This window comes from Sinobacterium caligoides, assembly GCF_003752585.1.
GTDB lineage: Bacteria > Pseudomonadota > Gammaproteobacteria > Pseudomonadales > Sinobacteriaceae > Sinobacterium > Sinobacterium caligoides.
The window spans coordinates 1,438,545-1,453,854 of the sequence record NZ_RKHR01000003.1; the positions used below are offsets into that span (position 1 = coordinate 1,438,545).

General features: G+C 55.9%; 14 protein-coding genes and 2 tRNA genes. 11 read left to right on the forward strand and 5 right to left on the reverse strand.

The window, feature by feature from the left end; translation table 11 throughout:
* The first annotated feature begins 102 nt into the window (after positions 1-102).
* Entirely contained in the window at positions 103-1,467 is a 1,365-nt protein-coding gene (locus EDC56_RS06515) for an MATE family efflux transporter (protein ID WP_123711666.1), read from the forward strand.
* A gap of 18 nt (positions 1,468-1,485) precedes the next feature.
* Here EDC56_RS06515 and EDC56_RS06520 read toward each other — a convergent pair whose 3' ends face one another.
* The 4 genes from EDC56_RS06520 to hemA are packed head-to-tail and all read right to left on the reverse strand — an operon-like array spanning position 1,486 to position 5,492.
* A complete protein-coding gene (locus EDC56_RS06520) occupies positions 1,486-2,241 on the reverse strand; it encodes a HesA/MoeB/ThiF family protein (protein WP_211333595.1) in 756 nt (251 codons plus the stop codon).
* A 25-nt stretch (positions 2,242-2,266) separates the two neighbouring features.
* Positions 2,267-3,145 (reverse strand): peptide chain release factor N(5)-glutamine methyltransferase, encoded by an 879-nt coding sequence (prmC, locus tag EDC56_RS06525; RefSeq protein ID WP_123711668.1) that lies wholly within the window; start codon positions 3,143-3,145, stop codon positions 2,267-2,269.
* Positions 3,145-4,233: a peptide chain release factor 1 gene (gene prfA, locus EDC56_RS06530; protein ID WP_123711669.1), complete on the reverse strand. Its 1,089-nt coding sequence runs from the start codon at positions 4,231-4,233 to the stop codon at positions 3,145-3,147. Before prfA ends, prmC begins: the two co-directional genes overlap by 1 nt.
* Positions 4,230-5,492 (reverse strand): glutamyl-tRNA reductase, encoded by a 1,263-nt coding sequence (gene hemA / locus EDC56_RS06535; protein ID WP_245980650.1) that lies wholly within the window; start codon positions 5,490-5,492, stop codon positions 4,230-4,232. The genes prfA and hemA overlap by 4 nt, the downstream gene beginning before the upstream one ends.
* A gap of 344 nt (positions 5,493-5,836) precedes the next feature.
* Between hemA and EDC56_RS06540 the strand changes: the two genes are divergently transcribed.
* From EDC56_RS06540 to EDC56_RS06580, 9 genes are all read left to right on the forward strand, one after another.
* Entirely contained in the window at positions 5,837-7,561 is a 1,725-nt protein-coding gene (locus EDC56_RS06540; RefSeq protein WP_123711671.1) for a tetratricopeptide repeat protein, read from the forward strand.
* A 97-nt stretch (positions 7,562-7,658) separates the two neighbouring features.
* On the forward strand, positions 7,659-8,303 hold the full coding sequence (gene lolB / locus EDC56_RS06545) for a lipoprotein insertase outer membrane protein LolB (protein ID WP_123711672.1): 645 nt from the start codon (positions 7,659-7,661) through the stop codon (positions 8,301-8,303).
* A complete protein-coding gene (gene ispE, locus EDC56_RS06550) occupies positions 8,300-9,193 on the forward strand; it encodes a 4-(cytidine 5'-diphospho)-2-C-methyl-D-erythritol kinase (RefSeq protein ID WP_123711673.1) in 894 nt (297 codons plus the stop codon). Before lolB ends, ispE begins: the two co-directional genes overlap by 4 nt.
* Before the next feature lie 48 nt (positions 9,194-9,241).
* A tRNA-Gln gene (locus EDC56_RS06555) sits at positions 9,242-9,316 on the forward strand.
* A 105-nt stretch (positions 9,317-9,421) separates the two neighbouring features.
* Positions 9,422-10,351, forward strand: coding sequence for a ribose-phosphate pyrophosphokinase (locus tag EDC56_RS06560; RefSeq protein WP_281273341.1), 930 nt, complete (start codon positions 9,422-9,424; stop codon positions 10,349-10,351).
* A 111-nt stretch (positions 10,352-10,462) separates the two neighbouring features.
* Positions 10,463-11,101, forward strand: a complete 639-nt coding sequence (locus EDC56_RS06565; RefSeq protein ID WP_123711675.1) for a 50S ribosomal protein L25/general stress protein Ctc — start codon at positions 10,463-10,465, stop codon at positions 11,099-11,101.
* A gap of 161 nt (positions 11,102-11,262) precedes the next feature.
* Entirely contained in the window at positions 11,263-11,847 is a 585-nt protein-coding gene (pth, locus tag EDC56_RS06570) for an aminoacyl-tRNA hydrolase (RefSeq protein WP_123711801.1), read from the forward strand.
* Positions 11,848-11,928: 81 nt separating this feature from the next.
* A complete protein-coding gene (gene ychF / locus EDC56_RS06575) occupies positions 11,929-13,023 on the forward strand; it encodes a redox-regulated ATPase YchF (protein WP_123711676.1) in 1,095 nt (364 codons plus the stop codon).
* A 157-nt stretch (positions 13,024-13,180) separates the two neighbouring features.
* Positions 13,181-13,257: transfer RNA gene (locus EDC56_RS06580), tRNA-Met, on the forward strand.
* Positions 13,258-13,380: 123 nt separating this feature from the next.
* On the opposite strand, the gene EDC56_RS06585 is transcribed toward EDC56_RS06580, so the two are convergent.
* The gene (locus EDC56_RS06585) at positions 13,381-14,403 is read right to left on the reverse strand and encodes a TIGR03617 family F420-dependent LLM class oxidoreductase (protein WP_123711677.1); all 1,023 of its coding nucleotides are present in this window, start codon (positions 14,401-14,403) and stop codon (positions 13,381-13,383) included.
* A gap of 206 nt (positions 14,404-14,609) precedes the next feature.
* On the opposite strand from EDC56_RS06585, the gene EDC56_RS06590 reads away from it, so the two are divergent.
* Positions 14,610-15,182, forward strand: coding sequence for an NlpC/P60 family protein (locus EDC56_RS06590; RefSeq protein WP_123711678.1), 573 nt, complete (start codon positions 14,610-14,612; stop codon positions 15,180-15,182).
* Positions 15,183-15,310 lie beyond the last annotated feature (128 nt).

Sequence of the window (15,310 nt, forward strand, 5' to 3'; positions counted from 1 at the left end):
CGCGATATCTTGTGCGTGCACTTAGGAGAAAAAATCTCCTGCCACAGCTACACCCTCAATCGGCCCGCGCGCGCGCAGCCTACACCGCTCCACGAGTTAAGTATGCCCTCAAACTTCATCACCAGAGAACTACACAAACTAATTCGCCTCGGTCTACCGATCCTCATTGCGCAGCTGGCGCAGACCGCCATGGGGGTGGTCGACACTTTGATGTCCGGGCGCTATCACGCCGATGATCTCGCTGCCGTCGCCATTGGCAACTCTCTGTCACTGCCGCTACTACTGTTCATTGCCGGTGTGATGATCGGTAATACCGCCATCTGCTCACACCACTTCGGCGCCAACCGTATTAGCAAGATCGGTGAATCCACCCGCCAAGCCCTCTGGGCTGGGTTGCCCGTCGCCCTCGTCGCCATCATCTTGATGCTCAATGCCGATAAGATACTACTACTGATGGATGCACCGCATCACATCGCCGTCATCAGCCAACATTACCTATACGGCTTCGCCCTCGGCTTTCCTGCGCTGATTGGCTGTCTCGGCGTCCGTACTATGGCCGAAGGCATGGGCAAAACCCGGCCGATCATGATCATCGGCATCTGCAGCTTCCTGCTTAATATTCCGCTCAACTATATCTTTATCTACGGCAAGTTTGGCCTACCCGAGATGGGCGGTGCAGGCTGCGGGCTGGCCTCCGGCATCGTACTGTGGCTGCAGCTGCTGATGTTTATCGTCTTCAGCCTGCGCAAGGAGTTTACCGCCACCACTCTCTACGAGCGCTTTAGCTGGCCGGATTGGAGCGGCATCGGCGAACTCTTTCGCATCGGCTTGCCGATCGGTGGTGCCATGTTCGTCGAGGTCATTCTGTTTGCCGCTATCGCCCTAATCCTCGCCCCCATGGGTTCAACTATCGTCGGCGCCCACCAGATTGCTCTCAACTGTTCCGGCATGGTCTTCATGGTACCGCTGAGTCTCGCCAACGCCATCACCATTCGCGTCGGCCACACCCTCGGCCAAGGCAAGGCACTTAAGGCGCGAGCCATCGCCTACACGGGCATCGGCTTTGCCATCCTACTCGCCATCGTCTCCGCGGGTACTGTCTTCTTATCCCGCGACCTCATCGCCACGGCCTATACCCACGACCCCGGCATCCAAGCTATGGCCGCCAGCCTACTGTTCTTTGCCGCTATCTATCAGCTGCCAGATGCTATCCAGGTCTGTGCCAACGGCGCGTTACGCGCCTATAAAGACACGCGCATACCGCTACTTTTGGTGATTATCTCCTGCTGGCTGATCGGTTTACCAGTCGGTTATAGCTTGGGAATGACGAATTACTGGGGCGAGCCGATGGGCGCCAAAGGTTTCTGGATCGGACTGGCCACCGGGCTCAGCTGCGCCTCAATACTATTGGCAGCACGGCTATCACTGATCAGCCGGCGCAGCGTGAAAAAGTATCAACGTGCTTGATTGCCTAGGAGCTAGACCCTAGGCACCGTTGAAATCACCACAGATTGGGCACTTGGGGTCGCGGCTGATCTTCAGCTCGCGCCACTCGAGATACTTGCCATCAAAGATCAGCAGGCGCCCCACCAACGATTCGCCGAAACCGACCAACAACTTAATCGCCTCGAACGCCTGCAGCGAGCCAATGATCCCCACCAGCGGTGCCAACACGCCGTTGCTCGAACAACTGCTATCCTCGTGTTCCTGCTCGCTGTACAGGCAGCGATAACAGGGCGAATGCTCTAGCCTCGGATCAAAGGCGGTCACCTGACCTTCCATGCGGATTGCGGCGCCACTGATCAACGGCTTTTGCTCCACCACGCAAGCGGCATTCAAGGCAAAGCGCGTCTTAAAGTTATCACTGGCATCGACCACCATATCGACCTTCGCTACGGTAGCGCTGAGGCTATCTCCCTGCAGCCGACGATGAATCGTCTCAATCTGCACCTCCGGATTGATATCACGCAGCGTCTCCTCCAGCGAAGCCACCTTCAACTTACGCAGATCTTGCTCGCCGTGGCCTATCTGGCGCTGCAAGTTAGACAGCTCCACTTGGTCATCATCGGCGATGATCAACTTGCCCACCCCCGCCGATGCCAGATACATCGCCACCGGGCAGCCGAGACCGCCCGCACCAACCACCAAGACCGTTGCCGCCATTAACGTTTGCTGGCCGGCAATATCGATATCATCAAGCATAATCTGGCGACTATACCGCAGCATTTGTTGGTCGTTGATTTCTTCACTCATTGGGGTATTTCTCTCACTCAATAGGTGGGTTGTTTATTGCAGGCACCAACGCGTCAGCCGGCCAACGCCCGAGCGTCGCTCGCTCAATACCCGCCAAGTCTTTAATACTGGCGACATCGACATAACCCAACGTTCGTAGGCAGTCACGTGAGCGCGCCGCCTGATCGTAACCGTGCTCAAACAGCAGCCAACCCGCCGGGCACAGATGAGCACGGGCGCAATCGGCAATATGCTCGATATCGGCCATACCCTGACGGTCTGCCGTCAACGCACTGTCCGGCTCAAAACGCACATCGCCCTCACTTAGGTGATGGTCGCCGTAGGCAATATAGGGGGGGTTGCTGATAATTAACTCGAAGCGCCTCTCGGCCAGGGCACCAAACCAATCACTGTGCAGTATCTGTACTTGATTCAGCCCGTGACTATCACGGTTTTGCTTCGCCAAGGCAACGGCATCATCCGCCACATCGACCGCCGTCACTCGCCACTTCGGGCACTCGCTGGCGAGGGCGAGGGCGATAGCTCCGGTGCCAGTGCCGAGATCAAGCAGCTCGATCCGCTGCTCGGGATCAAACAGCTCCAGCGCTTGCTCGACGAGGGTCTCTGTATCCGGGCGAGGAATCAGCGTCGACGGATTCACCGCCAGGCGCAACGTCCAAAAATCGCGATAACCCAATATGTGGGCAATCGGTTCACCGGCAAGGCGACGCCGCATTGCTTGCTCAAACTGCTGCAACTGCGAATCACTCAACTGCCGCTCCGGCCAAGTGCGCAGATAGGTGCGGTCGCGCCCTAGGCTGTCAGCCAGTAACAGCTCGACATCGAGCCGAGCAGTGTCACTATGTGCCTCGAGCTCGGTACTGCGCCGCAGGCAACAGGCGATACTAGACACTAGTCGTCGCTGCTCAAGGCCGCGAGCTGATCAGCCTGATATTCATTGATCAGCGGCTGGATCACGTCGTCTAGACTACCCTGCATCACCTCATCAAGCTTATACAAGGTTAGATTAATGCGATGGTCGGTCACCCTCCCCTGTGGATAATTGTAGGTGCGAATACGCTCCGAACGGTCGCCGCTACCCACTAGCGACTTACGCTCGTCCGAGACCGCCTGATCCGCTTCCTGTTGCGCCGCATCCATCAAGCGAGAGGCCAACAGGCTCATCGCCTTGGCCTTATTCTTATGCTGCGAACGCTCATCCTGACACTCCACGACCACGCCGGTAGGTAGGTGTGTCAAGCGAATGGCCGAATCGGTCTTGTTGACGTGCTGACCACCAGAACCCGATGCCCGGAAGGTATCGATACGCAGGTCGCCCTTGTTGATTTCAATAGCATCGACCTCAGCCGCTTCCGCCATGATCGCCACAGTACAGGCTGAGGTGTGCACACGTCCCTGAGACTCGGTCTCGGGAACGCGCTGTACCCGGTGTGCTCCGGATTCGAATTTCAGCTGGGAATAAACCGCATTACCGACGATCCGAGTGACAATTTCTTTGTAGCCACCGTGTTCGCCCTGACGTTCACTCACCGTCTCTAGACGCCAACCGCATTTCTCGGCGTAGCGGCTGTACATGCGAAAGAGGTCTCCGGCAAAAATTGCCGCCTCATCACCGCCGGTGCCGGCGCGCACTTCCAAGAAGACGTTACTCTCGTCACGGGGATCTTTCGGCAGCAACAGTCGCTGCAATTCGACGCTGAGAGCGTCGCGCGTCACCTCACCCTCTTTGAACGCTTCCTGCGCCATCTCACGCATATCGGGGTCGCTGTCCTTGAGCATCAGCTTGGCTTCTTCGACCTCTTCACTGGCCGCTTGATAACTCGAGAAACACTCCACTACGGGCTGCAGCTCGGAGTACTCCCTGCCGAGCGCACGAAAACGATCCTGGTCGGCGATCACATCGGGATCACCCAGTAGCACACCGACCTCCTCGTGACGCTCAACCAATATTTCTAACTTACTGAGGATGGATGACTTCATGTGTTCTCACTATCTAAAGACTTGTACTCACCGAGAGCAAACAACTCATCGGCAAGGGGGATAACCTCGTCGCGACCGGCGGCACTCGCCCTTTTCAGGTTGGCACTCGGTGCATGCAATAACTTATTCGTTAACGAACGCGCTAGACTTTCCAACACCACCTCGGGCTGGTCGCCTCGCGCCAACAGCTTCAACGCCCGCTGCAACTCGCTCTGGCGAATATCATCGGCATGGCTACGCAGTGCCTTAACGGTATCCACAGCACGATACTCACGCTGCTTCTGCTCAAAACTCAGCACGCCCTGCTCGACCAGTTGCTCGGCGCTCACCGCCTCACTCTGACGACTGCGCTTATTTTCTTCGACAATCTCTTTCAGGTCGTCGACAGTATAGAGGTAGACATCACTCAGCTCCGCCACCTGCGGCTCAATGTCCCGGGGAACGGCAATATCGACCATAAATATCGGTTTGTGCTTACGCCGACGCAGCGCCGCTTCGACGGCGCCCTTGCCCAAAATTGCGATCGGCGCAGCGGTCGACGAGATCACAATATCCGCCGCCACCAGCTCTTCGGCAATGGCATCGAGCGACACCGAGCGCGCACCGACCTCAGCCGCCAGCGACTCGGAGCGACTCAAGGTGCGGTTGGCTATCGTCATGTTGGCGATACCGTTTTCACGCAGGTGACGTGCCACCAATTCAATCGTTTCGCCGGCACCGATCAACAGGGCATTACTACGGTCGAGGCGTGAAAAGATACGCTTCGACAGGCTCACTGCCGCGAATGCCACCGACACGGGGTTGGCGCCGATTGCCGTCTCTGTCCTAATCTGCTTCACCACCGTAAAACAGCTATCGAACATCTGATTAAGCTGACTACCAACAACATTCAGCTGCTGCGCTTGAGCATAGGCCGTTTTAATCTGCCCGAGTATCTGTGGCTCGCCCAGCACCATTGAATCGAGGCCTGCGCCGACCCGTGTCAGATGACGCACCGCCTCAAGATCAACATGTTGATAGCAATAAGGGGCTAAATCGTCCCACGCCAAACCGTGAAAGCGGGCAAGCCAGTGGCCTAGAGCCACACAGTCAACATCACCATCATAGGCAACAAATAATTCGGTGCGGTTACAGGTCGAGAGTATCACCAACTCACTGGCCCCCGAGCGAGCACAACCCTCCCGCAAAGCCTCTTCTAATCGAGACTCCGTAAAGGCAACCTTCTCTCTGATCTCAAGAGGGGCCGAGTTATGGTTCACACCTAAGGCCAGCAGGCTCATTGTCTAGTGTTCTACTCCATCGACAGTAACTACTTCACACCATTAATAATATAACGTGCTCTGCTTCTCACCGTAATATTGACCAGTCACCGCAACACGCTATGCCGTCACCGAAGATCGGCAGTAGCGACACTAGGCTAACAGGTCGAAAATACGAAGGCGGAGATTCTACCAGATCGCGCCCGAAAATAGGCAATCAAAGCGGACAATCAAGCTAAAGTTTTCCCCGGGAAGTATAAATCACCCTGCACTCTATAGGTTTGCGTGACAGTCTATGTCATTATTATTTCTCTCAACCCGTTCCGTAGCAATGTGAGCCATACATGAATCGTACGCTGTACCTGCTTACCGCTCTCTCTACCAGCCTGTTACTTTCCGCCTGTAGCGGCCTCACCGACAAGGCCGAGCCAACGGTCAGCGCCTCGAGCGTTGAGGTGAGTAACGACGTGCCAAGCCGCCCCTTCGAAGCCGACACCCTCTACGCGCTATTAGTTGCCGAGGTCGCGGGTGCCAGACAACAGTACGACATTGCCTTAGGTAACTACCTACAGCAAGCTCACAAAACCCGCGACCCACAAATTGCTGCTCGCGCCGCTCGCTTAGCGCAGTATCTCAACGCCCAACAGGTCGCCCTCGACGCGTCCCAGCTATGGGCGGAGATCGCACCCGACAGCAGCGAAGCCCACTACATGGCGGCGGTTAATCTCAGCCAGGCCGGTCAGGTCGACGCCGCCTTTGACCACATGCAACAGGTCGAGACCCTCGGCGGCACCACCAATTTCCCGCTGATCGCAGCCACCAGCCTCAAGCTCACCAAGACACAGACCAATCAATTGCTGGCGCGCTTCCAGCAAGCCCTCGAGCAGCAGCCGCACAGCGAGCAACTATTACTCGGCAAGGCCATTTTACAGCAGCAACACGACCCCGAGGTTGCCCTCGACACCGTGCAGGAAGTCCTCGACCGCAGCCCGGACAACCTACGCGCACTGAGCATCCAAACGGCAGTACTGTATCAACTAGGCCGAGGTGAAGCGGCAGCTGCCATCTTCGAACAGGCCCTGGCCGACAACCCCGATAACGTCCGACTACGACTACAATATGCTCGCCAGCTCACCAAAACTGACCTTGCACAGGCTCGGCAGCAGTTCACTATCTTGGCGCAACAGGCCCCCGAAGATAGCGATATTCTCTATTCCCTCGCATTGATTGACTACGAGCTAAAAGACTACAACAGCGCAGAGGCCCACTTCCAACAACTGCATAAGCTGCAGGTCCGTGCCGACGATGCCAACCTCTACCTAGGTTTAGTGCAAGAGCAGAAGAAGAACCCCGACGCCGCCATCGGCTTCTATCGCCAGGTTGTGCCTGGGCAGAACTACATGCAAGCACTGCAGTCGATCGCCCGGCTGTGGAACAAACAGGGAAAGAGTGAGCAATTTCATTCGCTGATGACCACGCAACGCCAACAATACCCCGAGCAAGCCGTGCCACTCTTCTTGCTCGAGGCCGACCTGTTACAGCGCCAAAAACATTATGCACAGGCGATCGAGCTATTAAACGACGCCCTCAGTCAGCGCCCCAAGGAGGCCAACCTGCTCTACAGTCGCTCCCTAATCAATGAGAAGCTGGGCAGGCTTGACGATATGGAGGCCGACCTACGCACGCTGATCGCACAAGACCCAGAGAATGCCGCCGCCTTAAACGCGCTCGGCTACGTCCTGATCAACTATACCAATCGCCTGAGTGAAGCCAGCGAACTCATCCACAAGGCGCTAAAACTGCAGCCCAACGACCCAGCCATTCTCGACAGCATGGGCTGGTTGCTGCTCAAACAGGGGAAGACCGAGCAATCACTAAGCTATCTCAAATCCGCCTATCAAGCCTACCCTGATGCCGAGGTTGCCGCTCACTTTGGCGAGGCGCTGTGGCAGGCCAACCTGCGGGCTGAGGCCAAGGCGGTCTGGCTGAACGCCCTCAAACGCCAACCCGACGACAGCACGCTGCTCAAAACCATCAAGCGCCTTGCACCCGATCTACTCAAGCCTTGATATAATGCAGCGTTATCACCGTCACTTTCGGCGATGCTGTCACCAGCATCGCCGAGCTAGCTCATCGTAACCACTGCACAAGAATAGAAGCCCCTGCATGAGACCACTCCTTCCCTGTTTATTACTGATTCTCCTCCTCAGCGGCTGTGTTAGCGGCCCTGCTTTTAAACCGGGCTTTGAACAACCCAAAGACCCCTTAAACGATTGGACGCTACGCGGGCGACTCGGTATCCGTACCGCCGACAACGCCGAGAGCGCCAGTCTCTATTGGCGCCAGACTGGCGAAGCATACAAGATAAAACTAAGCGGCCCCTTCGGTGCTGGCAGCATCGCCATCGACGGCACCCCCCTACACGTAGAGCTGCGCCAACACGGTCACGAAACACTGCAGGCCGACAACGCCGAACAACTGATCTACCAACAAACCGGCTGGCGACTACCCGTTTCCTCAATGCACTATTGGGTACAAGGCCTCGCCAGCCCCGAGCTCAGTGTCGACGACAGCCGTCGGCACACCGGTACAGGCATTGACAACAAGGGCGCACAGCAGCCTCTCGCCATGTTGCGCCAGCAGGACTGGTTGATCGAATATCAGCGCTACAGCTTGGTTGGCGACATCCTGCTGCCAAGTAAGATTGTTATCACCCACCCCGAGCTGCGCCTCACCCTGATCATCAATGAATGGCAGCCACACCAAGCCGGCATTGAAACCCAACTAACAGTGAGCCTATCCACACCATGAGTCTCAACACCCGCCAGAATGCTCCCGCGCATAGCAAGACCTTATGGGCGCTGTCGCTGCCCGCCCCCGCTAAGCTCAACTTGATGCTACACATCACTGGTCGCCGTACGGATGGCTATCACCAGCTGCAGACCGTGTTCCAATTTCTCGACTACAGCGACCAGCTGTACTTCAACCAACGCGATGACAATAGCCTCAACCTACTGACCGAGTTCCCCGGCTTAGCGGCGAGCGACAATCTGATTATCCGTGCCGCCCAGCTTCTCCAGCAGCACACCGGCTGCACATTAGGGGCCGACATTGCTATCGACAAACGCCTCCCCGCCGGTGGCGGCCTCGGTGGCGGCAGCTCCGACGCCGCCACCACCTTGGTGGCTCTTAACCGCCTGTGGCAATGTGGCCTAAACACTGAGCAGCTCGCCAACCTCGGCCTTACCCTCGGCGCCGATGTCCCCATCTTCATTCATGGCTTCGCCGCCTGGGCCGAAGGTGTCGGTGAGCAGCTGCAAGCCATCACACCGGTGGAGCACTACTTCCTGGTCATCCACCCCTGCGTCCACGTCTCTACCGGCGAGGTTTTTTCCCATAAAGATTTGACACGGGATAGTAAACCCATTAAATTTGCCACCGCATTAGTGGGTGAGCCGCGCAATGACTGTCAGTCACTGGTCAGCGAACTCTATCCCGAAGTTGGTCGAGCACTCACATGGGCTAGCCAGTTTGGGCCAACACTAATGACGGGGGCCGGAGCCTGTATTTTTAGCCATTTCGACGATCTATCGAAAGCAGAGGATATACAGCGCCAAGTACCCGGCAATTGGCAGTCGTTTGTCGCCAAGGGAACCAACCGTTCCGCTTTGTACCGTGCTCTTCATACATTAAATGAATGACACGCCAACAAGGTAGCGTACAACTCAGCTATTGCACTGAAATACTCTAGGGGTATCGCCAAGCGGTAAGGCACCAGGTTTTGATCCTGGCATGCGTTGGTTCGAATCCAGCTACCCCTGCCACTCTCTCTGCTTTCTTTCAAATAGGTATACACTATTAAAAGCAAGCATCAGCGTCAGACAGAACCCTCCGAACAGCAAGCCAAGGACCTACTCGTGTCTAAGTTAATGGTATTCACAGGGAACGCCAACCCTGATCTCGCCTATAAAGTCGTCGACAAGCTCAACATCCCAATGGGCGATGCCTCCGTGGGCAAGTTCTCTGACGGTGAAATTTCCGTTGAACTCAACGAGAATGTGCGTGGTAAAGACGTCTTCATCATCCAGTCGACCTGCGAACCTACTAACGACAACCTCATGGAGCTGATCTTCATGGTCGATGGCTTGCGTCGTGCCTCGGCACAGCGTATCACCGCAGTCGTCCCCTACTTCGGCTACGCTCGCCAGGATCGTCGCGTACGCTCTTCACGCGTGCCAATCAGCGCCAAGGCTGTTGCCGAGATGATGGAAAAGGCCGGTGTCGACCGCGTACTTACTGTCGATCTGCACGCTGAACAGATTCAGGGCTTCTTCGATGTTCCGGTCGACAACGTCTACGGCTCGCCAGTACTGCTCGACGACATCTCACGCCAGAACTATGAAAACCTCGTCGTTGTCTCGCCAGACATCGGCGGTGTCGTACGTGCCCGCGCCGTTGCCAAGAGCCTCGAGGTCGACCTCGCTATCATCGATAAGCGTCGCCCACAGGCCAACGTTGCCCAGGTAATGAACATCATCGGTGACGTTGACGGACGTACCTGCTTACTCGTCGACGACATGGTCGATACCGCCGGCACGCTCTGCAAGGCCGCCGAGGCGCTGAAAGAAAAAGGTGCTACTCGTGTTATCGCCTACTGCACCCATCCAGTGCTTTCCGGTAAGGCGCTCGACAACATCACCAACTCGGCTCTAGACGAATTAGTTGTCACAGATACCATTCCTCTTTCGCCTGCGGCGAAAAACTGTGTTAAAATCCGCCAGCTCACGATGGCACCGCTCATTGCAGAGGCTGTTCGTCGTGTATGCAATGAGGAATCCATTAGCGCCATGTTCAGATAAACACCTGAATATTAAGCTAAAGTTGATTCCTCTGTAGAATCTCTAAGTAAACCCATCGGGTCGAACGATGGGTTTACTTTTTTATATCACTCCCAAATTTGGAGTTAGACCATGTCTACTATCACAATTAATGCTGAAGCCCGTACTGATTCAGGGAAAGGTTCGAGCCGCCGCCTGCGTCGCCTAGCGGGCCTTATCCCCGGTGTCGTTTACGGTGCAGGTAAAGAGTCACAGTCTCTGACCCTAATCCACAAGGACCTGCACAAGCAAGTACAAGACGAGAGCGTATTCAGCTCAACTCTGACCCTAAACGTCGCTGGCAAAGAAGAGCTTGTCGTCATCAAGGACCTGCAGCGTCACCCTGCTAAAGACATCCTGATGCACGTCGACTTCCTACGTGTCGATGCCAACGCTGCCCTTAAGGTCAACGTGCCACTACACTTCATCAACGAAGAAGCTTGTGTCGGTGTTAAGACCCAAGGTGGTCGTATCACCCACACCGCCACTACCGTTGAAGTGAGCTGTCTACCAGGCCTACTGCCTGAGTTCATCGAAATCGACATGACTGACGTCGAAGCGGGCTCTAGCGTACACCTTTCAGACATTAAGTTTGCCGAAGGTATCACCAGCGTGGCACTAGCACTGGGTGCTGATCACGATGCCAGCATCGCAACTGTTGTCGTATCAAAGGGTAAGGATGACGAAGACGAAGACGGCGCAGCAGCAGAAGAAGCTCCTGCCGAAGCCTAAGTCTCGGTCGCAAGCACTCTAGTACAAAAGCCAGCATCACGCTGGCTTTTGTCTTTTTTGCAGACAGACAATTATTGTCTCGGGTAGAATACCCAGCCAGATTTCGCGTTAACGCTGACAGAGCAACATCGGCGGTAACCACGTTTCATATTAAGGTGTCGATTTTGAGCATTAAACTAATTGTCGGCCTCGGCAACCCAGGCGCCGATTACGAAGGCACGCGCCACAACGCCGGCGCGATGCTGGTCGAGGAACTTGCTCGACAATATCACGGCAGCCTGCAACCTGAGGCCAAGTTTTTCGGCCTCGCTTGCCGCATCAGTCTCGAGGGGCGCGATGTACGCCTGCTGATTCCGACAACGTTTATGAACCTGAGCGGTAAGTCCATCGCCGCTTTGGCACAGTTCTACAAGATTGACGCAGAAGAGATTCTCGTCGTCCATGACGAGCTCGATATCCCTCCCGGAACCGCCCGCTTCAAACAGGGCGGCGGCCACGGCGGCCACAACGGCCTGCGCGACACCATTAGCGCCCTTGGCAACAACAAAAACTTTCACCGCCTTCGTCTCGGCATCGGCCACCCCGGCAACGCCAAGCTGGTGAGCAGCTTCGTGCTCAAAAAGCCTTCGCTAGCCGAACGCCAACAGCTTGAGGACGTCATCGCCGAGGCGCTGCGTCTGATGCCGCTAGCCATCAACAAAGACTGGGGCAGCGCGATGAACAAATTACACAGTTTCAAAGCCTAAGCGATAGCCTGGTAGAAACGTAAGCAACTTCGACTTTGCCTAAGCGACAGCCTAGGCACACTGTAACAAGAGAGAAAGATTATGGGTATTAACTGCGGCATCGTCGGCCTGCCTAACGTCGGCAAATCCACACTGTTCAACGCACTAACCAAGAACGGCATTGCAGCGGAAAACTTCCCGTTTTGCACCATCGAGCCCAACGAAGGAACCGTCACCGTCCCCGACCCTCGCCAAGATCGTCTCGCCGAGATCGTCAAACCACAAAAGTGTCTCTCCGCCACCATTGAGTTCGTCGACATCGCCGGCCTTGTCGCCGGCGCCTCCAAGGGTGAAGGTCTCGGCAATAAGTTCCTCGCGAATATCCGTGAGACCGATGCGATCGCCCACGTCGTGCGCTGCTTCGAGGACCCGAACGTTATTCACGTCGCCAACAAAATCGACCCCGCCGCCGACATCGACATCATCAACACCGAGCTGGCCATGGCCGACCTAGACAGCCTAGAGAAACAGGCACAACGTCTAAAGCGCTCGGTTAAAGGTGGTGACAAGGTCGCCGTCGCCCAAATGGCACTCATTGAGAAAATGATCCCCCATCTCGAGCAGGCGCTGCCCATTCGCTCTCTCGAGCTCAGCGACGACGAACGCAAGATTTTACCCGGCCTGCATATGCTGACGGGTAAGCCCACCATGTATATCGCCAACGTCGCCGAAGACGGTTTCGACAACAATCCACACCTCGATACCGTACGCGCGATCGCCGAGTCAGAAGGTTCCATGGTGGTTCCCGTCTGCAATGCCCTAGAAGCTGACATCGCCGAGCTCGATGATGAAGACGACATCACCATGTTCCTCGAGGAAATGGGCATGGAGGAGCCCGGCCTAAACCGTGTCATCCGTGCAGGCTATGCGCTGCTAAACCTACAGACATACTTCACCGCCGGCGTGAAGGAAGTGCGTGCTTGGACCATTCCTGTCGGCGCCACCGCACCTCAGGCCGCCGGTGTCATTCACACCGACTTCGAGCGCGGCTTCATTCGTGCCGAGACCATGGCCTATGACGACTTCATCCAATACCAGGGAGAGTCGGGCTGCAAAGAAGCCGGCAAGTTGCGCTCAGAGGGTAAAGACTACATCGTTAAAGACGGTGACGTACTCAACTTCCTGTTCAACGTCTAGCGCGTTTTTTAGCCAATTTAGATCGCAGTCAAGTAACACATCGGCTTTCGTGAAAAACACGAAGTAAAACTCCGATTCAGCGCTTGACTCTTATTATCTAACAGGTAAAATGCGCGACAGATTAACGGGGTAGCCCAGGCTACGATTACCGTTTAGTGGCAAGATAGCTCAGTTGGTTAGAGCACATCACTCATAATGATGGGGTCGGCGGTTCAAATCCGCCTCTTGCTACCATTAATACTAAAAGCCTGAACAGCACGCTGTTCAGGCTTTTTTTATGTCAGGCTATTTCTGCCTACAGCTTTTCCTCTGCTGACAGCGATTATCGCCACGCCCCTGAGGCCGACATTAGAACAACTAACTCTGCAGCTGCTGCACGAGCTCACGCATCACTTCATCATCGGCGGGATCCTCCGGCAGCGGTAGCGTCAAGCGCGTCGCCAGCCCCGCATAGCGCGAACGAATAACCTCCGCAAGCTGTTCATAACGACCGCTGGGGACGAAAGTATCGAGCATCTCATCATCAACCAACCGCGCCATCTGCTGCCAGTCCCCCGCACGCGTACATTGCAGCAGCTGCTCACCTCGCTCCTGCCAACCAAATAGCTCCAGGCTCGGCCAGTAAGCCGGCGTCGAATAAAGGAAGGCCAACAGCTGCCGCTGCTTCTCACGTTGCTGTTGCACCGCCGCATCGTCACGTCCCACCGCCACAATCCCCCCCAACGTCAACTTGAACGCTGCCAGACTGCGGTCGCCCAGCTGCGCCCCCCGCTCGAGCCGAGGTAGGCACACCTCACGCAGATAGCGTGGCGGCGTATTGGTCGGGTGCGTGATCATGCCATCGGCAACACGCGCCGCTAATTGTGTCATCTTCGGTCCAATCGCCCCCATCGAGATTTCAATCTCAGGTTGATCGATCGGGCCCGGATTAAAGAAGGGCTGCAGACGGGTGAAACGATAGTGCTCACCCTCGAAGCTCAGTCGCTCTCCAGTCTGGAAACTGTGAAAGATCGCCTGCAAGGCTTGGATATACTCGCGCATTCTCGGCACCGGTGCTGTCCACGGCACCGAATAACGCTGCTCCATATTCTGCTTAATTTGACTGCCCAGCCCCAGCTCGAAACGCCCCGCCGACATTGCCTGCAACCCCCACGCCGCCACCGCCACGGTCATCGGGCTACGGGGAAAAGCCAGCAATACCGCCGTACCAACGCGCAGGCGCGTCGTCGCCAGCAACGCATTATTGGCCAGTAATAAACCATCGTGGATCGCATCGGGAACATGCAGACCAGTGAAGCCCATCGCCTCTGCCCGTTGTGCGTGGCGACCAATCTCTGCCGGCGACATTCGCTCCGGCGTGGTGGCATACAGTTGAAACATCTCTAGGCCTATTAAGTTATTATTTTCGATGATGATTATAACGTAAACAGCTCCCCGGGTATGCCAAACTCCCCCTCCAAGGCCATCACACATCGCCACTCAGACAAACCGAGTGGTCAAAAAACGAGCAGAGATTAGCGGTAGATCAAAATTCCTTACACCAAGCTCTACTATAATCGCTAGTCATTCTCATCTTCGTAAGTATTATGCTCGACGCCAATACAGTGCAATCGACCGCTAGATCGAGCTATTCCATCGCTCGTACGCTCAGCTGTTGCGTCGCAATGATCATCTTACTCGGACTCGCTGGCTGCTCTTCAAGCCCTAGCACGCGCGTGCCGGTCGTTACCGCAGAAGCCTCGTCAGCCGTACCCCTGCCACATCCACCCAACGCTCAACCACCCTATCAAAATGTACTCAATCAATTGTACATACAGCATAAAGAGTGGCTCGGCGTACCCTACCGCTTCGGGGGCACCACCCGTAAGGGCATTGACTGCTCTGCCTTCGTGCAACGAACCTTTCAAGAGCGTCTACAACTGCCCCTGCCACGCACCACTAGACTGCAATCAACGCAGGGCAAGCAGATCTCTCGTAATGAGCTGGTCCCTGGTGACCTGGTGTTTTTCAAGACGGGGCGAAACAGGCGCCACGTCGGCATTTATATGGGCAGTGGTGAATTTCTACACGCCTCGAGTACCCACGGGGTGATGCGCTCCAAACTCAACAACAGCTACTGGCGAAGGCATTACTGGCAGGCGCGACGTGTCATTCAATAGACGAAAGAGCGCTGTTAAAGCCCATTCCCTGTTCAGGGCCGATAATACACTGACTTGCATCAAACGGATCCGACAGCTTCCGCGTAAACTCACTGCCTGCCGAGCAGCATCCCCCTTGCCAACCATCA

Bases quoted from the DNA above. Each gene is read 5' to 3' on its own strand.
- EDC56_RS06515 (WP_123711666.1), top strand. From the start codon at position 103: ATGCCCTCAAACTTCATCACCAGAGAACTACACAAACTAATTCGCCTC.
- prfA (WP_123711669.1), bottom strand. From the start codon at position 4,233: ATGAAGTCATCCATCCTCAGTAAGTTAGAAATATTGGTTGAGCGTCAC.
- EDC56_RS06540 (WP_123711671.1), top strand. From the start codon at position 5,837: ATGAATCGTACGCTGTACCTGCTTACCGCTCTCTCTACCAGCCTGTTA.
- lolB (WP_123711672.1), top strand. From the start codon at position 7,659: ATGAGACCACTCCTTCCCTGTTTATTACTGATTCTCCTCCTCAGCGGC.
- ispE (WP_123711673.1), top strand. From the start codon at position 8,300: ATGAGTCTCAACACCCGCCAGAATGCTCCCGCGCATAGCAAGACCTTA.
- EDC56_RS06560 (WP_281273341.1), top strand. From the start codon at position 9,422: ATGGTATTCACAGGGAACGCCAACCCTGATCTCGCCTATAAAGTCGTC.
- EDC56_RS06565 (WP_123711675.1), top strand. From the start codon at position 10,463: ATGTCTACTATCACAATTAATGCTGAAGCCCGTACTGATTCAGGGAAA.
- ychF (WP_123711676.1), top strand. From the start codon at position 11,929: ATGGGTATTAACTGCGGCATCGTCGGCCTGCCTAACGTCGGCAAATCC.
- EDC56_RS06585 (WP_123711677.1), bottom strand. From the start codon at position 14,403: ATGTTTCAACTGTATGCCACCACGCCGGAGCGAATGTCGCCGGCAGAG.
- EDC56_RS06590 (WP_123711678.1), top strand. From the start codon at position 14,610: ATGCTCGACGCCAATACAGTGCAATCGACCGCTAGATCGAGCTATTCC.